At 32.3% G+C, this 21,836-nt stretch carries 22 protein-coding genes and 2 tRNA genes; 12 read left to right on the plus strand and 12 right to left on the minus strand.

The window, feature by feature from the left end; genetic code table 11:
* Positions 1–260 precede the first annotated feature (260 nt).
* Both AC2TDS_RS11230 and AC2TDS_RS11235 read left to right on the plus strand, forming a co-directional pair.
* Positions 261–959: a response regulator transcription factor gene (locus AC2TDS_RS11230; protein ID WP_484735680.1), complete on the plus strand. Its 699-nt coding sequence runs from the start codon at positions 261–263 to the stop codon at positions 957–959.
* Between the two features lie 116 nt (positions 960–1,075).
* A complete protein-coding gene (locus AC2TDS_RS11235; protein ID WP_484735681.1) occupies positions 1,076–2,116 on the plus strand; it encodes a sensor histidine kinase in 1,041 nt (346 codons plus the stop codon).
* A gap of 74 nt (positions 2,117–2,190) precedes the next feature.
* Here the strand turns inward: AC2TDS_RS11235 and AC2TDS_RS11240 are convergent, their stop codons facing one another.
* Together AC2TDS_RS11240 and uvrC are read right to left on the minus strand one after the other, a co-directional pair.
* Positions 2,191–4,392, minus strand: coding sequence for a patatin-like phospholipase family protein (locus AC2TDS_RS11240; RefSeq protein ID WP_484735682.1), 2,202 nt, complete (start codon positions 4,390–4,392; stop codon positions 2,191–2,193).
* A 3-nt stretch (positions 4,393–4,395) separates the two neighbouring features.
* Positions 4,396–6,183, minus strand: coding sequence for an excinuclease ABC subunit UvrC (gene uvrC / locus AC2TDS_RS11245; RefSeq protein WP_484735683.1), 1,788 nt, complete (start codon positions 6,181–6,183; stop codon positions 4,396–4,398).
* 72 nt (positions 6,184–6,255) lie between these two features.
* Here uvrC and AC2TDS_RS11250 point away from each other — a divergent pair, with 72 nt between their 5' ends.
* The 7 genes from AC2TDS_RS11250 (at position 6,256) to AC2TDS_RS11280 (ending at position 13,187) form a co-directional block, all read left to right on the plus strand.
* The gene (locus AC2TDS_RS11250) at positions 6,256–8,025 is read left to right on the plus strand and encodes a MutS-related protein (RefSeq protein WP_484735684.1); all 1,770 of its coding nucleotides are present in this window, start codon (positions 6,256–6,258) and stop codon (positions 8,023–8,025) included.
* A gap of 88 nt (positions 8,026–8,113) precedes the next feature.
* Complete coding sequence (gene moaA / locus AC2TDS_RS11255; protein WP_484735685.1) at positions 8,114–9,106, plus strand: GTP 3',8-cyclase MoaA; 993 nt, start codon at positions 8,114–8,116, stop codon at positions 9,104–9,106.
* 343 nt (positions 9,107–9,449) lie between these two features.
* Positions 9,450–10,652 carry a molybdopterin molybdotransferase MoeA gene (locus AC2TDS_RS11260; protein WP_484735686.1) on the plus strand — a complete coding sequence of 401 codons (1,203 nt, stop codon included), beginning with the start codon at positions 9,450–9,452 and terminating at the stop codon, positions 10,650–10,652.
* Between the two features lie 3 nt (positions 10,653–10,655).
* The gene (locus tag AC2TDS_RS11265; RefSeq protein WP_484735687.1) at positions 10,656–11,105 is read left to right on the plus strand and encodes a hypothetical protein; all 450 of its coding nucleotides are present in this window, start codon (positions 10,656–10,658) and stop codon (positions 11,103–11,105) included.
* Positions 11,105–11,581, plus strand: coding sequence for a cyclic pyranopterin monophosphate synthase MoaC (moaC, locus tag AC2TDS_RS11270; protein WP_484735688.1), 477 nt, complete (start codon positions 11,105–11,107; stop codon positions 11,579–11,581). Before AC2TDS_RS11265 ends, moaC begins: the two co-directional genes overlap by 1 nt.
* Positions 11,574–12,689, plus strand: coding sequence for an NTP transferase domain-containing protein (locus AC2TDS_RS11275; RefSeq protein ID WP_484735689.1), 1,116 nt, complete (start codon positions 11,574–11,576; stop codon positions 12,687–12,689). The genes moaC and AC2TDS_RS11275 overlap by 8 nt, the downstream gene beginning before the upstream one ends.
* 225 nt (positions 12,690–12,914) lie before the next feature.
* Positions 12,915–13,187: a c-type cytochrome gene (locus AC2TDS_RS11280; RefSeq protein ID WP_484738939.1), complete on the plus strand. Its 273-nt coding sequence runs from the start codon at positions 12,915–12,917 to the stop codon at positions 13,185–13,187.
* 227 nt (positions 13,188–13,414) lie between these two features.
* Here AC2TDS_RS11280 and AC2TDS_RS11285 read toward each other — a convergent pair.
* The 7 genes from AC2TDS_RS11285 to AC2TDS_RS11315 form a co-directional block, all read right to left on the minus strand.
* Positions 13,415–13,488, minus strand: a tRNA-Ala gene (locus AC2TDS_RS11285).
* A 358-nt stretch (positions 13,489–13,846) separates the two neighbouring features.
* Complete coding sequence (locus tag AC2TDS_RS11290; RefSeq protein WP_484735690.1) at positions 13,847–13,993, minus strand: hypothetical protein; 147 nt, start codon at positions 13,991–13,993, stop codon at positions 13,847–13,849.
* A 258-nt stretch (positions 13,994–14,251) separates the two neighbouring features.
* Positions 14,252–14,869, minus strand: coding sequence for a hypothetical protein (locus AC2TDS_RS11295; protein ID WP_484735691.1), 618 nt, complete (start codon positions 14,867–14,869; stop codon positions 14,252–14,254).
* The gene (locus tag AC2TDS_RS11300; RefSeq protein WP_484735692.1) at positions 14,859–15,029 is read right to left on the minus strand and encodes a hypothetical protein; all 171 of its coding nucleotides are present in this window, start codon (positions 15,027–15,029) and stop codon (positions 14,859–14,861) included. Before AC2TDS_RS11300 ends, AC2TDS_RS11295 begins: the two co-directional genes overlap by 11 nt.
* 68 nt (positions 15,030–15,097) lie before the next feature.
* Positions 15,098–15,262 (minus strand): hypothetical protein, encoded by a 165-nt coding sequence (locus AC2TDS_RS11305; protein ID WP_484735693.1) that lies wholly within the window; start codon positions 15,260–15,262, stop codon positions 15,098–15,100.
* Between the two features lie 257 nt (positions 15,263–15,519).
* Entirely contained in the window at positions 15,520–15,684 is a 165-nt protein-coding gene (locus tag AC2TDS_RS11310) for a hypothetical protein (protein WP_484735694.1), read from the minus strand.
* Positions 15,685–16,311: 627 nt separating this feature from the next.
* A tRNA-Leu gene (locus tag AC2TDS_RS11315) sits at positions 16,312–16,395 on the minus strand.
* Positions 16,396–16,516: 121 nt separating this feature from the next.
* On the opposite strand from AC2TDS_RS11315, the gene AC2TDS_RS11320 reads away from it, so the two are divergent.
* From AC2TDS_RS11320 to pth, 3 genes are all read left to right on the plus strand, one after another.
* The gene (locus AC2TDS_RS11320) at positions 16,517–17,458 is read left to right on the plus strand and encodes a ribose-phosphate pyrophosphokinase (protein WP_484735695.1); all 942 of its coding nucleotides are present in this window, start codon (positions 16,517–16,519) and stop codon (positions 17,456–17,458) included.
* Positions 17,459–17,478: 20 nt separating this feature from the next.
* Positions 17,479–18,057: a 50S ribosomal protein L25/general stress protein Ctc gene (locus AC2TDS_RS11325; RefSeq protein WP_484735696.1), complete on the plus strand. Its 579-nt coding sequence runs from the start codon at positions 17,479–17,481 to the stop codon at positions 18,055–18,057.
* Positions 18,058–18,119: 62 nt separating this feature from the next.
* Entirely contained in the window at positions 18,120–18,758 is a 639-nt protein-coding gene (gene pth, locus AC2TDS_RS11330) for an aminoacyl-tRNA hydrolase (protein WP_484735697.1), read from the plus strand.
* Between the two features lie 226 nt (positions 18,759–18,984).
* On the opposite strand, the gene AC2TDS_RS11335 is transcribed toward pth, so the two are convergent.
* The 3 genes from AC2TDS_RS11335 to AC2TDS_RS11345 form a co-directional block, all read right to left on the minus strand.
* Positions 18,985–19,434, minus strand: a complete 450-nt coding sequence (locus AC2TDS_RS11335; RefSeq protein WP_484735698.1) for a 6-pyruvoyl trahydropterin synthase family protein — start codon at positions 19,432–19,434, stop codon at positions 18,985–18,987.
* A gap of 237 nt (positions 19,435–19,671) precedes the next feature.
* On the minus strand, positions 19,672–20,436 hold the full coding sequence (locus AC2TDS_RS11340) for an enoyl-CoA hydratase/isomerase family protein (protein ID WP_484735699.1): 765 nt from the start codon (positions 20,434–20,436) through the stop codon (positions 19,672–19,674).
* A 64-nt stretch (positions 20,437–20,500) separates the two neighbouring features.
* Positions 20,501–21,835, minus strand: a complete 1,335-nt coding sequence (locus tag AC2TDS_RS11345) for an MATE family efflux transporter (RefSeq protein ID WP_484735700.1) — start codon at positions 21,833–21,835, stop codon at positions 20,501–20,503.
* Between the last annotated feature and the right edge of the window lies 1 nt (position 21,836).

The following is a 21,836-nucleotide window of genomic DNA, read 5'->3' on the forward strand; positions in this document are numbered from 1 at the left end:
TTACCCAAAAGCTAACTGACTAACAATAAATAGTAAAATAAAAAAGTAGTTGTTTTCCATACGTTCGTAGGTTAAAATTTTATCTGGCGAAAATACAAAACACAATATTCAGCAATATTAAATTTAAGCTAAACACTTGACAAACAGAAATATTATATGCAGTAGATTACAGAAACATTAAATGAACGTTAAGTTAACTATCTATGCGATACGTTTATTATTTTATCGTTACTTTTGACATTATACTTAAAATTTAATGTATGAATACTAGCGATATTAAGATTTTATTAGTTGATGATGAGCCAGATATCTTGGAAATAGTTGGTTATAACTTAAAGTCTGAAGGATATCAAGTTTTTACGGCAAGTAATGGCAATGAAGCTGTTAAAACAGCTAAAAAAGTTAGCCCGCATCTAATATTATTGGACATTATGATGCCAGAAATGGATGGAATAGAAGCTTGTGAGAAAATTAGAAGTATAAAGTCTTTAGAAGATGTTATTATTTCTTTTTTAACAGCCCGAGGAGAAGATTATTCTCAGGTAGCAGGTTTTGATGCCGGTGCCGACGATTATATAACTAAACCCGTAAAACCGAAAATTTTAATTAGTAAGGTAAAGTCACTTCTTCGACGTTTAAAAACAGAAGAGAAATCGGACGCTACAACAAAAATTGGTGATATCATTATAAACAGAGACGAGTATATTGTTTTTAAAGGTGACAAGAAAATTTCATTACCTAGAAAAGAATTTGAATTATTTTCTCTGTTAACTTCAAAACCTGGGAAAGTATTTAAAAGAGAAGTTATTTTAGATAGCGTTTGGGGAAACGAAGTTGTTGTTGGTGGTAGAACAATTGATGTTCATATTAGAAAATTACGCGAAAAAATAGGCGATGATTATTTTAAAACAGTTAAAGGAGTAGGCTATAAATTTGTTTTAGAAGGTTCAGACAGGTAACTCTAACCACATACTATTTTTTGATGTAGGTTGCTTTTATAGCAATCTACTCTTATTTGTACTGGAACTACATCTTTTGGGTAGGTTCATAAATAACTAAAAACAAACTATCTCAAGTGAAAATAAAAAAAACATATAAATACGCACTGTGGTCTGCCTTATACGTTACCTTATTATTTATAGTGTTCGCGGTACTTTCATACCTCTTCTTTTTTAAATCATTAGGCCTTATTACTCTAGTTATTTTCAGTGTTGTTTTATTTACTATTTCTTTTTTCGTAATCCAATTCAGGGCAGAACACTTTATATACCAACGGATTAAAAAGCTATATGAAGATATTTCTATTTTAGATATAAACGATTTAAAAAGAAAAAAGGTCACTACTGACGTTGAATCATTGACAAAAACGGTACAGGAATATGTTGCAGGAAAAAGTGAAGAAATTGCTCATTTAACGCAAAGAGATTCTTTTAGAAGAGACTTTTTGGGGAATGTTGCTCATGAGTTAAAAACACCTCTTTTTACCGTACAAGGATATGTTCTAACCTTGATAGAAGGAGCTGCTGATGACAAAGAGATTCGAACGAAATATTTAGAAAGAGCTAATAAGGGTGTTGAAAGGTTAACTTCTATTGTTAAAGATCTGGATATGATTGCTAAACTTGAAACCGAAGGTATGAAAATGAATATCGAGGTTTTTAATATTTTAGAATTAATTCAAAATGTTTTTGATCTTTTCGAAATGAAAGCTAAAAAAAGGAGCATCAAACTCAAGTTTGACAGGGTTTATGAGTTTCCGTTTTTTGTAAAAGGAGATATAGAACGAATAGAGCAAGTTTTAATCAATTTAGTAGTTAATTCTATTAAATACGGTAGAGTAGGGGGCGTCACTACGGTTAGCATAGAAAACTACAACTCTACGAAATTTATCATAAAGGTTATCGATAATGGTGAGGGAATAAAGCAAGAGCACTTATCAAGATTGTTTGAACGTTTTTACAGAGTAGATCAAAGTAGGTCAAGAGAACAAGGTGGTTCAGGCCTAGGTTTATCAATTGTTAAACACATTATTGAAGCTCATGACGAAACCATACTTTTAAAAAGTAAGTACGGAGAAGGTTCTGAGTTCTCATTTACCTTAGAAAAAGCTATGTAATACCTTTTGTTTTGTGACAAATTTCTACAAAGTACAAATGGTTTTAACTAAAATTTATCTATTATTCTTTAGTTTTAAAACCAAAAACCTAAATTAAACAACCAATATTTTTCATTATGGTCAGGAGACCATGAGTATTTAATTTCAATGGGACCTAAAAACGTTTCAAATCCATACCCAAAAGCATACCCCGATTTAATGTTTTTGAAAAGTTTTTGATTGTCAAAAATATTATTTTCAATACTTGCATAGTTAGCGATAAAAGTTGCGTATTGATTATTAAATACTTGATACCTAAAATTAAATTCCGTCTTTAAAAATGATTGATCATTGAGCAAACTGGTGTCATATCCATAAAATGAAACAAAATTATTAATATAGTTTTGATTGTAGCCTCCTAATCGGAAATCAAAAATTTCAGAAGAAATGTTTCCTAAGGTATAACCTACTTCGACTGTTGGTTGAAAAGTAAACTTATCATAAAATGTTTTGGCTAAACCAATCGTTCCTGATAATTGTGAAAACTGGCTATACGTTCCGGTACTAGCAGAGAAATTCTCTAAATTATCATTTCTATCTGACCAAGCATACCACTTAAAACCAACATCTACGAAATACCCATTAGTTGGGTATGTATGTTTATCATAGGTATCAATTTTTAAAAAGGCAAAAGCATTTACATAAGTACTATTATCAAAAACAGTGTCTTGGCCATCTGTTAAAACGGTCTCTGAAGTAATCTTAATCTTTTTAGCTTCTAAGCCTATCCCTAAAGCAAATTTTTTATCTATTGTTGTTTGTACAAAAAGTGCATTTGTAAAATCAATATGTCTAATATTTATTTTGTTTATATCAGCAAAAGCATTGAATAAAAAAGATCCTTTGAAAGCGTTGTAACGCGATGTAAAGCCATAACTAGGAACTAAACCATTATCAATAAAATAGTTAAAATCGTATCGTATTCTATCACCTATACTAACATCTAGAGAAAGCTCATCGTTCTGTTTAAATAGTTTTTTATGATTGTAATTTAATAATACTCCTGATTTATATAACAAATCATAATGCAAACCAAAACGTAAAAACGATTTCACGTTGTCTTCTTTAACTTTTATTTTTATTTTTTTTCCTTTAAATGATCTTTCAAGGTGATAATCGATTCTTTCAAAATTATTGGTGGCGGTTAGCGAGTTGATTTTTTTCGAAATATCTTTATACGAAACGCTATCTCCTTCTGCTAATTGTAATTTCCCCAACACATAATTATCACTGTATTTTTTATTTCCTTCGATAATAATTCTATCAATTAGAAATTTGTTCTGTTTAAAGGTTAGTCGAGCGTTCTTTTTCTTTGTTTTTTGAAGTTTCGCAATACTATCAAAAACCACCTTATAAGGCTTCGCTGCAATTATACCTTCCTTTAAAATCTCTTCTTTTTTATCAAATGAAAGAACACTATATTCTAAAATATTAGGCGTTAAAGAAATATCTAAAAGATTTACCTGTTCATCTGCTTTCTCATACATCTGAAAATTGATGATTTGAAGTAATATAGAAGCGACAGATGATAATTTATTCTTATCTAAGAGTTCTCCTTGAACATTTACTCCAATAATAATATCCATATCTTTCGTCTTCATAATATCAACTGGAAAATTATTAACAACCCCTCCATCAACCAGTAATTTCCCATCGATATCAACCGGGTTTAATAAGGAAGGAAAGGCTCCGCTGGCTCTGAGAGCCAAAGGAAGAGATCCTTTATCAAGTATAACTTCTTCTCCTGTTTCTATATTCGTGGCAATACAAAAAAATGGAACAGGAAGTTTTGAAAAATCCTCGATATTATCAACAGAAGCCAATAGTTCAGTTAAAAAGCTAAGTACATTTTGACCCTTTGACAGGCCCAAAGGCAAACCAATATTCCCGTTTTTTATAGGTAGTGTTATGGCATACTTTTCGCCGTGTTGTTTCATGAAAAAAGGCTTGGCATTTCTATTTACTTTATCTTGTAATAATGACAAAAAATCGGCTTCATTAATAATCTTCTCAATTTGAGATGCTGAGTATCCTGCCGCGTATAACCCTCCGATAATGGCTCCCATGCTAGTACCTCCAACATAGTCTATTTGTAAACCTACTTTCTCTAATTCTTTAAGTACACCAACATGTGCAAAACCCTTGGCTCCACCACCACTCAATACTAAACCGATTTTAGGTTGCTCTTGGGCAATTAAAAATGTTGGAATAATTAGTAAAAAAAACAACTTTCTCATCTTTTATTCATGATAATATTTATAAATTTTTTGTGCTCTAGACAGACTTACTACTTTTTTTAGTTCTTCTAAACTTGCGCTTTTAACACGTTTTGCCGATTTAAATGTTCGTAGTAGACTTATTATTGTTTGTTTACCGACATCTGGTATTTGTTCCAATTCAGACTGAATAGCATTTTTACTTCGTTTCTTCCGGTGAAGTGTAATCCCAAAACGATGCGCCTCATTACGTAAATACTGAATAATTTTTAAGGATTCTGACCTCTTATCTAAATAGAGCGGAATACTGTCTCCAGGGTAATAGATTTCTTCCAATCGCTTTGCAATACCAATAATGGCAATTTTCCCTCGTAAACCTAAAATATCTAAGCTTTTTAATGCCGATGATAACTGCCCCTTGCCTCCATCAATTACGATTAACTGTGGCAATGGTTTTTCTTCATCAAGCAATCGCTTGTATCGCCTATATACCACTTCTTCCATTGATGCAAAATCATCGGGTCCTTCAACCGTTTTAATAGTAAAATGGCGGTACTCTTTTTTACTAGGTTTTCCGTTTTTAAATACTACACATGCCGCTACTGGGTTAGTTCCTTGTATGTTTGAATTATCAAAACATTCGATATGTCGAGGTTCTACTCGTAAACGCAAATCTTTTTGCATTTGTGCCATTATCCGCTTAACATGCCTGTCCGGGTCTACAATTTTTATTTGTTTAAATTGTTCTTGACGGTAGTATTTGGCGTTTCTTTCTGAAAGCTCAACTATTCGTTTTTTATCTCCTAATTTAGGAATGGTAACTTTTATGTTGTTTCCTACATTTACCTTAAAAGGAACATATATTTCTCTCGATAGTGAATTAAATCGTCGCCGTGTTTCAACAATAAACAATTCTAACAATTCTTTATTTTCTTCATCAAGCTTCTTTTTGATCTCAGTGGTATATGATTGCACAATAGCACCATTCATTACTTTAAAAAAGTTCGCATATCCGTGAGTTTCATCAGAAATAATAGAAAACACATCTACATTGTTAATCGATGGATTTACAATCGTTGATTTCGCTTGATAATTTTGTAATGATTCTAATTTATCTTTTATTTTCTGAGCTTCTTCAAACTTCATCTCTGAGGCAAAATTGTGCATCATTTGATGAAATAGCTCCAAACTCTCTTTGAAGTTCCCTTTTATGATATTTCTAATGGCGCTGATATCATTTAAATAGTTTTCTTCAGTTTGAAAACCTTCACAGGGTCCTTTGCAATTACCTAAATGATACTCCAAACAAACTTTGTATTTATTTGAATTAATCTTTACTTCATGTAAATCATAATTACAAGTACGTATTGGATATAACTCTTTGATTAAGTCTAATAGGGTATTTACCGTACGTACATTGGTAAATGGACCAAAGTATTCTGAGCCATCTTTAATAACTCTTCGGGTTGAAAAAACACGAGGAAATCGTTCTTTCTTAATACAAATCCAAGGATAGGACTTATCGTCTTTTAACAAAACGTTGTACCTAGGTTGGTATTTTTTTATCAAATTGTTTTCTAAAAGCAGTGCATCTGTTTCGGAGTCAACGACAATATGCTCTATTCTAACAATTTTTTTAACAAGAATTCGCGTTTTACCATTTTCATGATTCTTCGTAAAATAGGACGCTACTCTTTTTTTTAAATTCTTAGCTTTACCTACGTATATAACCGTATCTTCTTTATCAAAGTATTGATAAACTCCAGGGAAATTAGGTAGCGTTTTTACTTGTAATTCTAAAGACGTTGGCACTTTACGAAAATACGATTTTATAAAAATATATTTGTTGTAATAGCGTACATTTATCGTTTTTTAATACCAAAAATGCAAAAACCTATAGAATACTACGGAAATCAGCTTGTTAAGCTAGAAAAAAAATACACAAAAATAACCCAGGAAGTTATGGTTATACGGGTTTTACGTTTTATTGTTTTCACAACATGTTTAGCAAGTATTTACTATACCTTCGATATGCCTAAAACTCCAATTATAATTGGGATGTCTGGGTTAGTTTCCTTTGTTTTTTTAGTTTTAAAACATCAAAAACTGAAAGAAAAACAACACATTATACACACTAAAATTGCTATAAATAAAACGGAGATCGATGTGTTAAACCGATCGTATTTCCATTTAGACTCTGGTGATGAGTTTATCAATACAATGCATTATTATAGCAATGATATCGATTTATTTGGGAAAGGTTCTTTTTTTCAATACATCAATAGAACCGTAACCAGTGATGGGAAAAAACTATTAGCTTCAACGTTAACAAGTAATCACATTTCTCATATCGAGAAAAAGCAACAAGCGTTAAAAGAACTTGCCTCAAAAGTTGCTTGGCGCCAACATTTTGCTGCTCTAGAAAGTTTAGTTTCTTCTAAAAAAGAAACTTATGAAACCACAAAATGGGTAGCACAGTACCAACCAAAGCTGCCTAAATTATTACTTCATTTTTCAACCGCATTTTCTATTATATCTATACTCTTTATTGTCTTACTGATTTTCAAAATACTCTCTTTTTCAGTAGTTTTATATTGGTTCTTTCTAGGGTTAACCATTACTGGAATTTTTGTGAAAAAGACACAAAACCTCTATACAAAAGCCAGTAAGGCCAAAGCTATTTTTAAGCAATACTATCTATTATTAGAACAAATAGAAAACGAAGATTTTAGTGCCCTTCTTCTAAAAGAGCAACAAACCGAAATAGCTACAAAAAACAAAAAAGCCTCTGCTATTTTTAAAGAGTTTTCAAAAATTTTAGATGCTTTTGACCAGCGCAATAACCTCATAATAGCTATTGTTGGTAATGGTTTGTTTTTATGGGATATTGCCAATGCAACCAAAACAGAACAATGGATTAGCAAGTATAAAAACACTGTTGAAAAATGGTTTCGTGTCGTTAGTTTTTTTGATGCTCAAAATTCATTAGCCAACTTCGTATACAATAATCCAACCTATACTTTTCCAAGTATTCAGCAAGACGAAAACAATATTACTGCTGAGAACTTGGGGCATCCTTTATTAGATCCTTCTAAAAGAATTGACAATAATTTTATTATTGAGAAAGCACAGTTTTATATTATAACTGGGGCAAATATGGCAGGGAAAAGTACTTTTTTGCGCACCGTGTCTTTATCTGTTATTATGGCAAACTGTGGGCTACCTGTATGTTCTGACACCTATTTTTACAAACCTGTAAAATTAATTACGAGCATGCGAACGTCTGATTCTTTAACAGATGATGAGTCTTATTTTTACTCTGAATTAAAAAGGTTAAAATTTATCGTTGATCAAATTAAAACGGACACTTATTTTATAGTTTTAGATGAGATTTTAAAAGGCACAAATAGTAAAGACAAGGCTATTGGTTCTAAGCATTTTGTTGAAAAATTAAGGTCCTCAAAGTCTACGGGAATAATTGCTACGCACGATGTCAGTTTGTGTGAATTAGCTAATGACGATTCACAAATTAAAAACTACTACTTTGATGCTGAAATTGTTGCTGATGAGCTTTATTTCGATTATAAAATGAAAACAGGTGTTTGTCAAAACATGAATGCCTCATTTTTACTTAAAAAAATGGAAATAATTTAATATCTCGTTGATTATTCTTTGTTAATTCCTCACAAAAAATAGCACTGTATACCTTATAACTGGCATTTGAAATACGTACCTTTGTGATATGCAGAAACTTGTTGATAGTTTTGGACGTCAAATAAACTACGTTCGGTTGGCAGTTACCGATCGTTGTAACTTGCGTTGTCAGTATTGCATGCCTGCCAAAGGTATTGCTATCGTTCCTAGAGAAGAATTACTTACCTATAAAGAAATGTATCGGATCATTCGAGTACTAACAGAACTGGGTGTAAACAAAGTTCGTTTAACTGGAGGCGAGCCTTTCGTAAGAAAAGATTTTATTACCTTTTTAGAAATGCTTTCTTATAATGATTTGCTAGATACTATTAACATTACCACAAACGGAGCATTAGTTTCAAAGCATATAGAAACACTGGAACGGTTAAAAAAAATTAAAACTATTAATCTAAGTATTGATAGCTTACAAGAAGAAAAGTTTAAAACTATAACTCGTCGTGATGTTTTTCCGGAAGTTTTTAAAACATTCAGCCTTTTAGAAAAAAGCAACTTAGATTTAAAGTTAAACATTGTGGTACAATCTGGTTTTAATACCAATGAGATTATCGATTTTGTTCGCTTAACCGAACACAAAAACATTGCTGTTCGTTTTATTGAAGAGATGCCTTTTAACGGGCACGGGCAGCGAGATTTTACTGAAAGCTGGAGTTTTAATAGGATTTTACAAGAAATACAATCTGAATTTAACATCGAAGAAATTCCTGCCAAAAAATCATCTACTTCTAAAAACTATCAAGTAAAAAAATACAAAGGCACCGTAGGTATTATTCCAGCATTTACCAGAACTATTTGCAATGATTGCAATCGAATTCGAATTACCTCAACAGGCCTGTTTAAAAACTGTTTGTTTGATGATGGTGTTTTTGATTTACGAGGTTTTTTACGCAATGGCGCCAGTAATGACGATATAAAGGCTCTGTTTTTATCACTCGTAAAAGAAAAACCAAAAAATGGCTTTGTTGCTGAAGCTAATAGAAAAAAAGGAAGCGTTTCAGAAAGCATGTCAACCATTGGTGGCTAATTATATTATTTATAATTCTCTATGTCCGTGTACACTTCAAAAAGCTCCATTGATAAAAGAAACTTGTTTAGTTTGCTTAAACTCGACCTTATGAGTCTTTCCTTAAAAGGATAGTGCGTCTCAACGAGAAAAAAAGCAGTCTATTTCTTTTAAGGAGCACAAATCAATATGGGGTAAAATTCATTTTTTTTATGTATTATTATACCGATTCTTAGGTGCAATTACTCAATCATTTCCTTGCAGTTGTGCTTGTGTATTACCTAGAGATCGGTATTCAGCATAACAATTATGATTGGTAAATTAACATCAGAAATGGTATCATTTCAATTTTTAGAAGTATCTAATGACAACAGTAGAAGAAGCAAAAAATAAAATAGTAGAAACTATACACAAATTTGGTACAGAGGAGGTACCGTTTTTAGAGTCATTGGGAAGAGTGCTGAAAGAAGACATTGTTGCCGATAGAGATTTTCCTCCGTTCAACCGAGTGGCTATGGATGGAATTGCCATTAATTATCGATTTTTTGAGCATACTATTCGCGATTTTAAAATAGAAGGGATACAGCCTGCAGGTAGCGCGCAAGCAACCATGAAGAACGCAGCTCATTGTTATGAAGTAATGACTGGTGCTAGTTTACCTAAGAATACCGATACTGTAATTCGTTATGAAGACCTAAAAATAAATAACGGCATGGCGAGGGTTCTTGCTGATACGATTACTGAAAAACAAAATATTCATATACAAGGGTCAGATAAACCACAAGGCGCTTTGTTGATTAAAAAAAATACCGTCATCTCTCCAGCGGAAATGGGAGTGTTAGCCACCGTTGGTAAAGCAATGGTTGTCGTGGCAAAGCAACCGAAAGTAATGATTATTTCAACAGGTGATGAATTGGTGGAAATAACTCAAACTCCGTTAGCGCATCAAATTCGTCGAAGTAATGTATACACATTAGTTTCCTTGTTAAACAGACTTCACATTCCTTCAGAAACAGCGCACATTACCGATGAAAAAGCTGTTTTAAAAGATAAAATTGCCGCCTATTTAAAAGAATATGACGTACTACTATTTAGTGGTGCTGTTAGTAAAGGTAAGTTTGATTTTTTACCCGAAGTGTTAGAAGACTTAGGTGTTCGAAAGCTTTTTCATAGAGTTTCACAACGTCCAGGAAAACCTTTCTGGGCTGGTAATACAGACAACTCTACTGTCTTTGCTTTTCCAGGAAACCCAATTTCAACCTATGTAAATTGTTTGGTGTATTTTTACGATTGGTATTTTACCTCAGTTGGTATTTCGCCTAAAACTCAAACAGCAATATTAGCAGAAGACGTGAATTTTAAACCTAATTTAACGTACTTTTTACAGGTAAAATTAACTTCTGAAAACGGACAGTTATGGGCTACTCCTGTTAAAGGAAATGGATCTGGTGATTTAGCAAGTTTAGTTCAAGCAGATGGTTTTATAGAAATTCCTAAAACCGAAGAGATGGTGTTTAAAAAAGGATGTTCTTACTCGGTTTTCACCTACCGTGATTTTAATATTTAAGCTATGAAAAATCAAAAAATTAAGGAGGTTATAAATGATTTAGAAAAAACCGAGACCATAAATGAAGAAGCCTATTTAAAATTTCTCTTTAATGAAGATAGATATGCTACTATTGAAGCGAATAGAAAAGGAATAATTAAGCTAGTTATAGAACTACTTAAAATGATAAAGTTAGTTGATTATCACTTATCTTTAAAGGATCATTTTTCTGTTATTCGAATACAAAAAAATGATTGGGTAGCTAGAGATAGTCATTTTCTCTTTGAATATCTAGTTCCTAAAAAAGACGCTAGAGAAGTACTACTAAATGCTAAAAAGAAAACGCAACCTGCTAGAAATATATTTTTAGATAAACTTCGTTCCTTTCTATTTATCATAAGTATCCTATTTTTGTTATGTTCTATCTGTATCGGCGCTTTTAGTATTTTTAAATTTATATTTAACTTATTCTAATGACTAACTTTTCCCACATAAACGAACAGAATCAGCCTAAAATGGTCAATGTTTCTGATAAAAAAATTACCAAAAGAACAGCTACAGCCAAAGCAACCATGTTTTTAGGTGCTGAAATTATAAATCATTTTAATAATGATGAACTGATTACCAAAAAAGGCCCTGTGTTTCAAACAGCTATTATTGCTGGTATTCAGGCAGTAAAAAAAACCTCAGAGATTATACCGATGTGTCACCCTTTATTAATTAACGGGGTAGATATTGACATTAGCATGGTAGATGATTTGCATATTGAGGTATTCTGTAAAGTTACCATCGAAGGAAAAACAGGTGTTGAAATGGAAGCACTTACTGGAGCGTCTGCAGCGTGTTTGACTATTTACGACATGTGCAAAGCTATTAACCAAAAAATGGTGATCAAAGAAGTTAAATTATTAGAAAAAACAGGTGGTAAATCGGATATTAAAAATGGATAAAAAGCATACAAAACACACAAAATTAACCAAAAAACACAACGATGTTTTTGCGCCTAATGAAGTCGCTATCTTAGGTACAAAATGTAGCACTATAGCAACGCTTGTTTATGAAGTTTCAAAACGTCTTTCAACCTATAATATGGGTTATTTTGACGCTTCACATGCCAAGGATATTGATGCGCCTGCTTTATCTGAGTATACTTTTCATCATAAAGGTACTCTACAAATTAGCACTACCTCTCCTATAAATAAATACGAACAACGTTTACAGTTTTATCATCATGATTTAGTGTTTATCAATGGAAACCATTATCAAGGAGCCAAGCAAATTTTAATTCTAGACGATCAAAAAGAGGCTTCTATACAAAAAAGATTACATCAATTGACTAACATTCAGTTTGTCATTAAACTAAATAAAGACTCCAAGTATTTTGACTGTTTACTAGAAAAATTTCCGCAGATAAAAAATATCACGTCGTATTCAATTGATGATGTTGCTGCCATAAGTAATCATATCAAAAATTTAATCGAAGAACATATTGCTCCTGTAAAGGGCTTGGTTTTAACAGGAGGTAAAAGCACCCGAATGGGTACAGATAAATCTGAATTAAGGTATTTTGGAAAACCTCAAAAAGAACACGTAAAAGAACTGTTGGAAGAATGTTTACTAACCACTTATTTTTCGGTGCAACACCCTTCTGAAAAAACAAATGAAATACATGATGTCTTTTTAAATTTGGGGCCATTTGGTGGTATTTGTTCAGCTTTTCAAAAAGACCCCAATTCTGCTTGGTTAGTACTAGCAACAGACCTTCCTTTTGTTACTAAAGAACTTATCAAACTACTCTTGGAAAATAGAGATCCTAGTAAGGTGGCAACGGCTATCAAAGGAAAAAACAGTGAATTTCCAGAGCCCTTAATTACCATTTATGAGCCCAAAGCTTACGGGAAATTATTACACTATTTAGCACAAGGATATTCCTGTCCGAGAAAAATGCTCATCAATTCAGACGTAAACATCATTGAAGTAGATGATGCCTTCATTAGAAATATCAATACTCCTGATGAATTTGACGCTGCTTCTAGAGAAATTAAACACCGTTCATGAGTATTATACCATTTACCATTTGAATTTACCGTAATAAAACGTTCTTTTTCCCTTTCTATTTCAATATAAAAAGAAATCATAGCTACTGCTATTATTGATTTTTCTATCTTATATAAAGAAAAAAACACTCATTTTCTTTTAGAGTAAATTCAAACAATAACTGGTATTAAAAGCAAAATTGTACTTTGCTATTTTTGCGCATTTTTGGTGTGTGTTTTAACTTTGGTGTATCATTTTGTGAGTTTTAATGATCCGGGTATCGGATGCGGAACTGTAGACCCTGTTTGTGGCAATGTCTCAAGTCCAAAAGCGAAAGAAGGGAAGAAATTGTTTAAAGTTTTGTGTGCTAGCTGTCATAAACTTGATAAAGACCTTGTTGGCCCTGCCTTAGGAAAAATAATCATAGACACTAGTTACTTTATGAGCTATATTCAAAATGAAGAAAATTTAATGCTCAAAAAGAATAAAAAAGCGATGATGGTTAATTATACAATCTAACATTTGAATCTACCGTAATAAAACGCCCTTTTTCCCTTTCTATTTCAATATAAAAAGAAATCATAGCTACTGCTATTATTGATTTTTCTATCTTATATAAAGAAAAAAATATTCATTTTCTTTTACAGTAAATTCAAACAATAACTGGTATTAAAAGCATCGGTTTCCACAACTAACGCAACAAAATATAAGCGCCCTAATTGATTATATTTCTCATTAAAGCTTTGTGGAGAAGGCGGGGCTCGAACCCGCGACCTCTTGACTGCCAGTCAAACGCTCTAGCCAACTGAGCTACATCCCCGTTTTTTTGCCGCGTCAAAAATACAATTCTTAATTGTAATAAAACAATACTTTTTTATGATTTCATTTTAATATGACCCAAGCTTATCGCTTACAACCCAAAATTTCTATAATCCCCAACAAAACCGAGCTATAAAAACTCATTTATTTCTAATCAATGAATTTTTCAGAAAGCTCTTTTCTTAGAATCATACAAAAAGCTCAAGCTAAAAAAGGATTGTAATAAAACCACAAGCGAATAGCGCCTGTGGTTATTATTTAATTTAAGTTAAATTTATCTTTAATGATAAATAAAAAAAGACCTATAGAAGCTAATATATAATCCACAGAATTTAGCTCAAAAAACAAAAATTTAACTATTAAAGTTTAAGCAAAATAGGATTGGCGCTAAAGGCTCCAACGCTAACAATGTTTGCGGTTATAACAACTGAACAAGCACCGTTCGTCCAATCGTTAAAATCTCCTCCCTGTGAAACTTCTATTTGATTTAACTCTAATGTTTTCATATTAAATTGTTTTTAAAACAAATACTATAAATCTAGCATTTCATCGGACAGCAATTCTTTCTTTATTCTGCTCAAAACTAAAAATAATTTCAGTAAAATCAAAATTGTTTTTGATTTCATAGAAATTTTAACAGTTTTACGCACAGACAGTTAACACTTATTTATAAGGTATTATTGCGGATAGGCATCTATTTATTGTTGTATTCCTTACCCTAAAAAGACGTGTGAACGTCATTGCGAATACCAATGAAGCAAACGCTAACTCATATTTAAGGTTAAAAACATTACTACCCCTATCCAAATAACCAAACCACTACCATAACTCACAGCAACCATTTCAAAACTTTTCCAAAACTTATTTTGTAGTAATTTATAAACTAGCACAAAAAAATAACCTACTTCAAACAAATTAATGGTTTGTAATGGGTAAATTAACCAAGGTTCAATGTTGTTGATGTCTAAAAAATTAATATAGCTTAAAGGGTAAAACTGCTGAATATCTTGTAAAGTATAGTCTGTTTTAATAAATAAAAAATAAAGTAATTTAAAAAAACCTACAAGAACTAAAACAAACTCACCTAATAAAGCGATTTTTAAAAAATTTTTAAGTTTTAATTTATTTTCCATATCATAAAAAAACATCCCTACACTTAGGCATACAGCAACAAGAAAAACTCTAACCAAAACTAAGATAGGTGATAAGATATAACCTAACCATTTCCATTTTTGTAGTAAACCTAAGTTTTCTTTTATCTGCTCTCCAGTCAAAACATCAGTATAAGCATTTATAAATAACTGATCACTATTTATTAAATCATCAGAAATAATACCTAAAACTAATATCAATGACATTAAGATAAGTATCTTATTTTTCATTTTTCCTATGATAATACATCCAAAAGAAACCAAAAGCTAAAATTAAATACCCTATTATTGGTATTAATGGATAATTCCATTTAGAAAATAATTCTACTATAATTAAAGTTAATGCTGTTATTTGTAGAATTATGATTATTTTTATTTTAGTGCTTTTCATTTTATAGTTTGTTTAATGAAAAACAAGGTTATTAATAATAACCTTGTTTTAATGAATATTAATCACCACTAATCTGTTAATGCATTATATGTAACATAAGATGCACAACCCACTGCAGCCCCAACAAGGGTTCCTGTCCATCCAATGGGATTCCATAAATTAGCTACAAGTCCTACAGCATATGCAGCTACTATTGTCGCATAACATTTATAATTGCTACAGTTAATATTCAACTAGCTGCAGCATAATCATAACAAATAAAACAGTTTAATTATTTCTTTTTCTTTCATATAAAAACACAAATTGATTCAAAAGAAGTATCAGACCTAGTATTAAATTACTAGTATTATAATCCATAAAAATCACATACAAGAGATATAATACAACTACAACCATAAGGGTATAAATGATAGTTTTTTCCATAATTAATACATTTTATAAGTTTTTAATTTTAGCTAGGTTTAGCTATTAATTTGTACAGTCATGAAAATTATACAATGACACTCCCAAAGACACTAAAGCAATTCCTACTCCTATTTGGACCACCTAGTAAAGAAAAAGCAAAAGAAGTTCCTGAAATCATCATAGCCGCTCCCTGCCCAGCACATTTACCTCCCTGTAAACTTTCCATTTGATTTAATTCTAATTTTTTCATATTAAATTGTTTTTAAAACAAATACTATCAAGATTAGTATAATTTTTACCATTTTAATAGCATTTATTGTAGTTATTCTTTTCTACGATTTTTAAGGTCACCCATAGCTTTATAACCATTCTTGCAAAAATATTATTTAGCTTTTTCTGTCATTTTTGTATAATATGATGTGATAAAGAATTTCATCAAACAGCAATTCTTTCTTTATTCTGCTCAAAACTAAAAATAATTTCAGTAAAATCAAACTTATATTTGGTTTCACTTAAAATTTAACAGTTTCACGTACAAGTAGTTAACCCTTACTAATAAGGTGCTATTGCGGTCATAGGCATCTATTTATTGTTGTATTCCTTACCCTTAAAAAGGCTTGTGGTCTTACAATTGTATCCTGATTTTTTTAGATAAGATTACACAACCATTTCCTAGGAGTCAGGATTGTTTGCTACCTATAAGTTCGGCATTTGCCATAAACAATGATGGTAGGTGAATTAATACTATCTACCATTTGAATTTACCGTAATAAAACGTCCTTTTCCTTTTCTATTTCAATACAAAAAGACCAGGTAGTCTAAACTGTTATTTACTAGAAAAGCAAAAAACCGAAATCAAATGATTTCGGTTTTTTTGTACCAAAGGTGGGACTCGAACCCACACGTCCTTGCGAACATTGGATTTTGAATCCAACGTGTCTACCAATTCCACCACTTTGGCATTATTGAGACTGCAAATCTATAAAAAAAATTAGTTAATTCATTAAAATACTTTTAATCTCTCAAAATAGTTCTATTTTTGCGCCATACAACAACACTAACTAAAAAATACACTTCGGTAAATGCCTTCAAATCAATTAAGTCCAAAGATATTTGCTTGTTCTCAGAGTATAGAATTAGCAGAAGAAATCGCTAAAAAGTTTGGTACAGCGCTTGGTAATGTTAAAGTTTCTCGTTTCAGTGATGGAGAATTTCAGCCTGCTCTCGAAGAATCTGTACGAGGTCGTCGCGTCTTTATAGTAGGCTCTACGTTTCCTAATGCCGATAATTTAATGGAAATGCTTTTAATACTCGATGCGGCAAAACGTGCGTCTGCAAGACATATTACTGCTGTAATGCCTTATTTCGGATGGGCTCGTCAAGACAGAAAAGATAAGCCACGCGTTGCAATAGGAGCAAAATTAGTAGCCAAATTATTAGAAGAGGCTGGAGCAACTAGAATTATGACCATGGATTTACATGCAGATCAAATTCAAGGTTTTTTTGAAAAACCTGTAGATCACTTGTATGCTTCGTCTATTTTCTTACCCTATGTTGAAAGTTTACAGCTTGAAAACTTAACTGTTGCTTCACCAGACATGGGCGGTTCTAAACGAGCTTACGCGTATTCAAAATTTTTAGAAAGCGACGTGGTTATTTGTTATAAGCAACGCAAAAAAGCCAATGTGATTTCTCTTATGGAATTAATTGGAGAGGTTAAGGGAAAGAATGTAATTCTTGTTGATGATATGATTGATACAGGAGGCACCCTTGCCAGGGCGGCAGATTTAATGATAGAAAGAGGTGCTTTAAGCGTTAGAGCCATTTGTACACATCCAATACTTTCGGGTGAAGCTTATGAGCGCATACAAAACTCTAAACTAACAGAACTAATTGTTTCAGATACAATCCCTTTAAAAAAGAGTGTATCTAAAATAAAAGTTGTATCTTGCGCCACTTTATTCGCAGATGTTATGCATAAAGTACAAGACAATACATCGATAAGCGATGAATTTTTAATGTAAATAATAATTAATTAGAAGTAATGAAATCAATTACAATCAAAGGATCTCAAAGAGAAAGCGTAGGTAAAGTAGCTACTAAAGCCTTACGTAATGCTGGAAAGGTTCCTTGCGTATTATACGGAGGAGACAAGCCAGTACACTTTTCAGCAGAAGAATTATCTTTCAAACATTTAGTGTATACTCCAAACGTGTATACTTCTACAATTGAGATAGATGGAACGTCTTACCATGCTGTATTACAAGATATTCAATTTCACCCAGTATCAGAGGCTATTTTACACGTAGATTTTTACCAGTTGTTTGAAGACAAACCGGTAACTATGGAAATTCCTGTGCGTTTAGTAGGTGTTGCTAAAGGTATTATCATTGGTGGTGCTTTACGTCATAATGTACGTAAGTTAAAAGTAAAAGCCGTACCAGGAAATTTGCCTGATTTTATTGAAGCTGATATTACTGAGTTAGGAATCGGTAATAAACTTTATGTTACTGAGTTGAAAAATGATAAGTACACTATCTTACACCCAGATAACACGGTGGTAGCTCAAGTACGTATGTCTCGTAATGCGGCAAAAGCAACTACAGAAGAAGCTGAAGCATAAGATTGCAAAAAACATACCTAAAAGCGTTACCTTGTGTAGCGCTTTTTTTTTAGTTTTATACTATGAATATTTGTTCCTTTTTTAACACATTATTTGGTGCAAAAAACGCACCGATAGCTAAAGAAGAAAACCCAATGAAAAAATTTTTAATTGTAGGTCTCGGTAATATTGGTGAAAAATACCATAATACACGTCATAATATCGGTTTTAAAATTGTAGATGCTTTTGTTAAAGAACACGAAGGTAGCTTTGAAACTGAAAAATTAGGTGATATCGCCAAACTAAAAATTAAAGGAAAAACGGTGGTGGTTTTAAAGCCTAGCACCTACATGAATTTAAGCGGCAAAGCAGTTGTTTATTGGATGAAGAAAGAAAACATACAGGTAGACAACTTACTGATCATTACAGACGATTTAAACATCGATTTTGGCAAAATTCGCATTAAAGGTAAAGGAAGTTCAGGAGGTCATAACGGATTAAAAGATATCCAAGATAAATTTAATACAGGTGCCTATCCTCGTTTTAGGTTTGGTGTGGGTGCTGGATACTCAAAAGGACGGCAAGTTGACTTTGTGCTTAGCAAATGGAGCAAAGAGGAGGAAAGCGAAATGATAGAACGCATTCCAACAAGCGTTAATGCAGTGTCGTCATTTATTACTGCAGGTCTCGCTAACACCATGAATGAATTTAATGGGAAATAGACTTATTCCGTTTATCCTTTCGAAGCATACTATTACCAATAGTAGCCCGTTTACGAATTAAAATTATCGCAATAAAACACCCTTTTCTCCTTTCTTCTTCAATAGAAAAAGAAACCATAAACTATGGTTAAGCTTAATTTTTATAAATAAAAATCATCATTTTCTTTTACAGTAAACTCAAACAATAACTGGTATAAACACCTATGAACCGCCTATAACGTTAATATTAATTATCCGAAGCATGCCACTCGGCAAAGCTAGTTTCTGTTTCTTGAAGTTTTAAAGAATGTAATTTTATATTTTCAGGAAGCCGTTTCTTTATTTTATCTGCAAAATCAACAATCATCATTTCACTAGTAGGTTGGTAATCAACTAAAATAACATGATGATCTCTGTCTTGTAATTCTTTTGCTAGTTCAATATGCGGTGTATTTTGGTTAAATACGGTAGCGTGATCGAACAGGTCAACAATTTCTTCTTTAACAATTTTTTTAAGATCGGTAAAATCAATGACCATTCCATACTTAACATTAGAAGAATCTTCAATAGGTTGCCCTATTACTGTTACAGAGAGCTTGTAACTATGTCCGTGAACGTTTTTACATTTTCCATCATACCCGTATAGCGCATGGCCTGTTTCAAAAGAAAATTGCTTGGTAATCCTAATGGTACTCATATATGAATTTGTTTTTGGTAAGAGTCTTTATCTCCTCTTTCTAAATTTATTATAAAAATACACCACAACTAGCCCTAACGCCAAAACCAGAAATAAATAATTATCCATAAATCCTATTTTTCATTTTATTCGCCGAAAGTACGAATTTGTTTTACATCTTTCGATGAATCTTTATGAAAAACCCATTTATTCTATCATTAATGCCGTTTATAAAAAAACACTGCTGTTTTAACGTTTCTATTTAAACTTAATCAATGCCTTTTTGGTAAATTCTGAAAGTACTAATTTTCCAGAAATTTCAGCCTGCTCAAGAAGCAGTTTACCCCAGTTTTCAGTACCTATCCATAATGTTTTTTTCATTTGATCTAGTGCCTCTGGGTTGTATGAAGCCAATCTTTCTGTAAAAATTTCAACCTCTTTATCTAACTCTTCCATTGTTTCAAAAACGCGTGCATATAACCCTTTTTCTTTTGCCCAGTAGGCGTTTTTCCAGCTGGTTGCGTCTAAGGTCAGCTCTGCTAAACCACTTATTCCTACTTTTCGTTTTACCGCAGGAGCAATTACAAATGGCCCAATCCCAATGGTAAACTCTGACAATTTTATAGCCGCCTGCTCTGTGGCTAACACATAATCGCAAGCAGCCGCCAAACCAACGCCACCACCAACAGTTTTTCCTTGAACACGTCCTACAATTAATTTAGAACATCTTCGCATAGCATTAATGACATTGGCAAAACCAGCAAAGAATTTTTTCCCATCATCTAAGTTGTCAATAGCGACCAATTCATCAAAAGAAGCACCTGCACAAAAAGCTCTGTTTCCTTCAGATTTTAAAACAATAATAGCCACATCCTTATTGTTTGATAATTGATCAAACTCATTCGCTACTCTTTCTAATAATTCACTAGGAAATGAGTTGCTAGCCGGATGACCAAATTCAACTGTTGCTATGTTATTTTCAATTTTCGTATATAAACTTCCATTAGGTCGTGTTGTTGTCATTTCTTTTATTTTTTTATCAAAAATACGGAATTTGTAGGGTTTTACAGCGTCAGTTAGCGACTTGCTAATTTGCTTTTAAGAAGGGTACAAATTTGTTTCTAAATATAAAAATCAAAGGAATGCTTCGCGCTATAATCCAACCATAAAATGCGATCCATATCGCATATAACTTATAATCTAAGTGGTCAAATACTACTAAAATTGGTATAAACACAAAGGTGGTAGAAATCAATAATATGTTTCGCAAATATTTAACTTCTCCTAAGCCTTTAAACATCCCGTCGTAAATAAAAGCAACAGCACAAATAGGTTGCATTAACAAGATAATCCAAAAACTGCTGTAAAACTGTTCCAATACGAGCGTTTCTTGTGTGAATATTCTTCCTATAAAAGAATAAAATATAAAGCCCAGTGAAGCAAGAACACCTCCAAAAATTAATCCGTAAATAATTAATTTTTTACCTAATTCTAATAAGGTTGTATAAGCTTTCGCTCCTCGTAATTTTCCAGATAAAATATTTCCAGCGCTTGCATAACCATCAATCATAAAAGCCCCCATTAACCAGAGGTTTAAGCCAATCGTATACGCGGCAATATATTCTTTACCATAAGTAGCCGCATAAGAGGTTGCAAAATACAAGGCTACGTTTAACGCAATAGTACGAACAAACAAGTTCGCAATCATCACTACAAATCGAGGAATTTCCTTATTAAAAGGCATTGTAAAACGAAGCGTCACCATTGTTTTTGTCAATAACAAATAGGTAGCCATTAGCGCCATGCTTAGTTGTGCAAAAACACTTGCATATGCGGCTCCTTCAATGTTCATCGCTGGAACATAATTTTCTATACCATACACTAATACCACGTCTAAAACTATATTAATAATGGTTCCTACGATTGCTATTAACATAGGGTAATAGGTGTTTTGTAAGCCTCTAAACACACCAAAAATGGCAATTACAAATAAGGTGAAAGGAAAACCAAATACTCTAATTTTATAATAGTCAATAGCAAAATCTAAAATAGTTCCTTGGGCATTATAAAATTGAAAAATTTCTTTTGCAAATGGATAGCTTATTCCTAGAATAAACAAACTTGTTGTGACCACTAAAACCAATGCTTGCGCAGGTAAGTCTTGAATTTCATCCAATTTATTGGCCCCTAAGTATTGTGATACTATTGATGATATTGCGCTTCGTGTTTGACCAAATACCCAAATAAGCATCGATAAAAAGGCGCCTACAATTCCTATAGCCGCAATACTTTCTGTTGCATTCGTGTCTATGTTTCCCACTATAGCTAAATCGGTAGTAGACAGTAATGGTTCAGCAACACCAGCAATGAGTGCTGGAATGGCTAATTTATTAATTCGCTTGAAGCTTATATCGCGGTTCATA

The sequence above is a fragment of the Tenacibaculum profundicola genome (genome assembly GCF_057220795.1).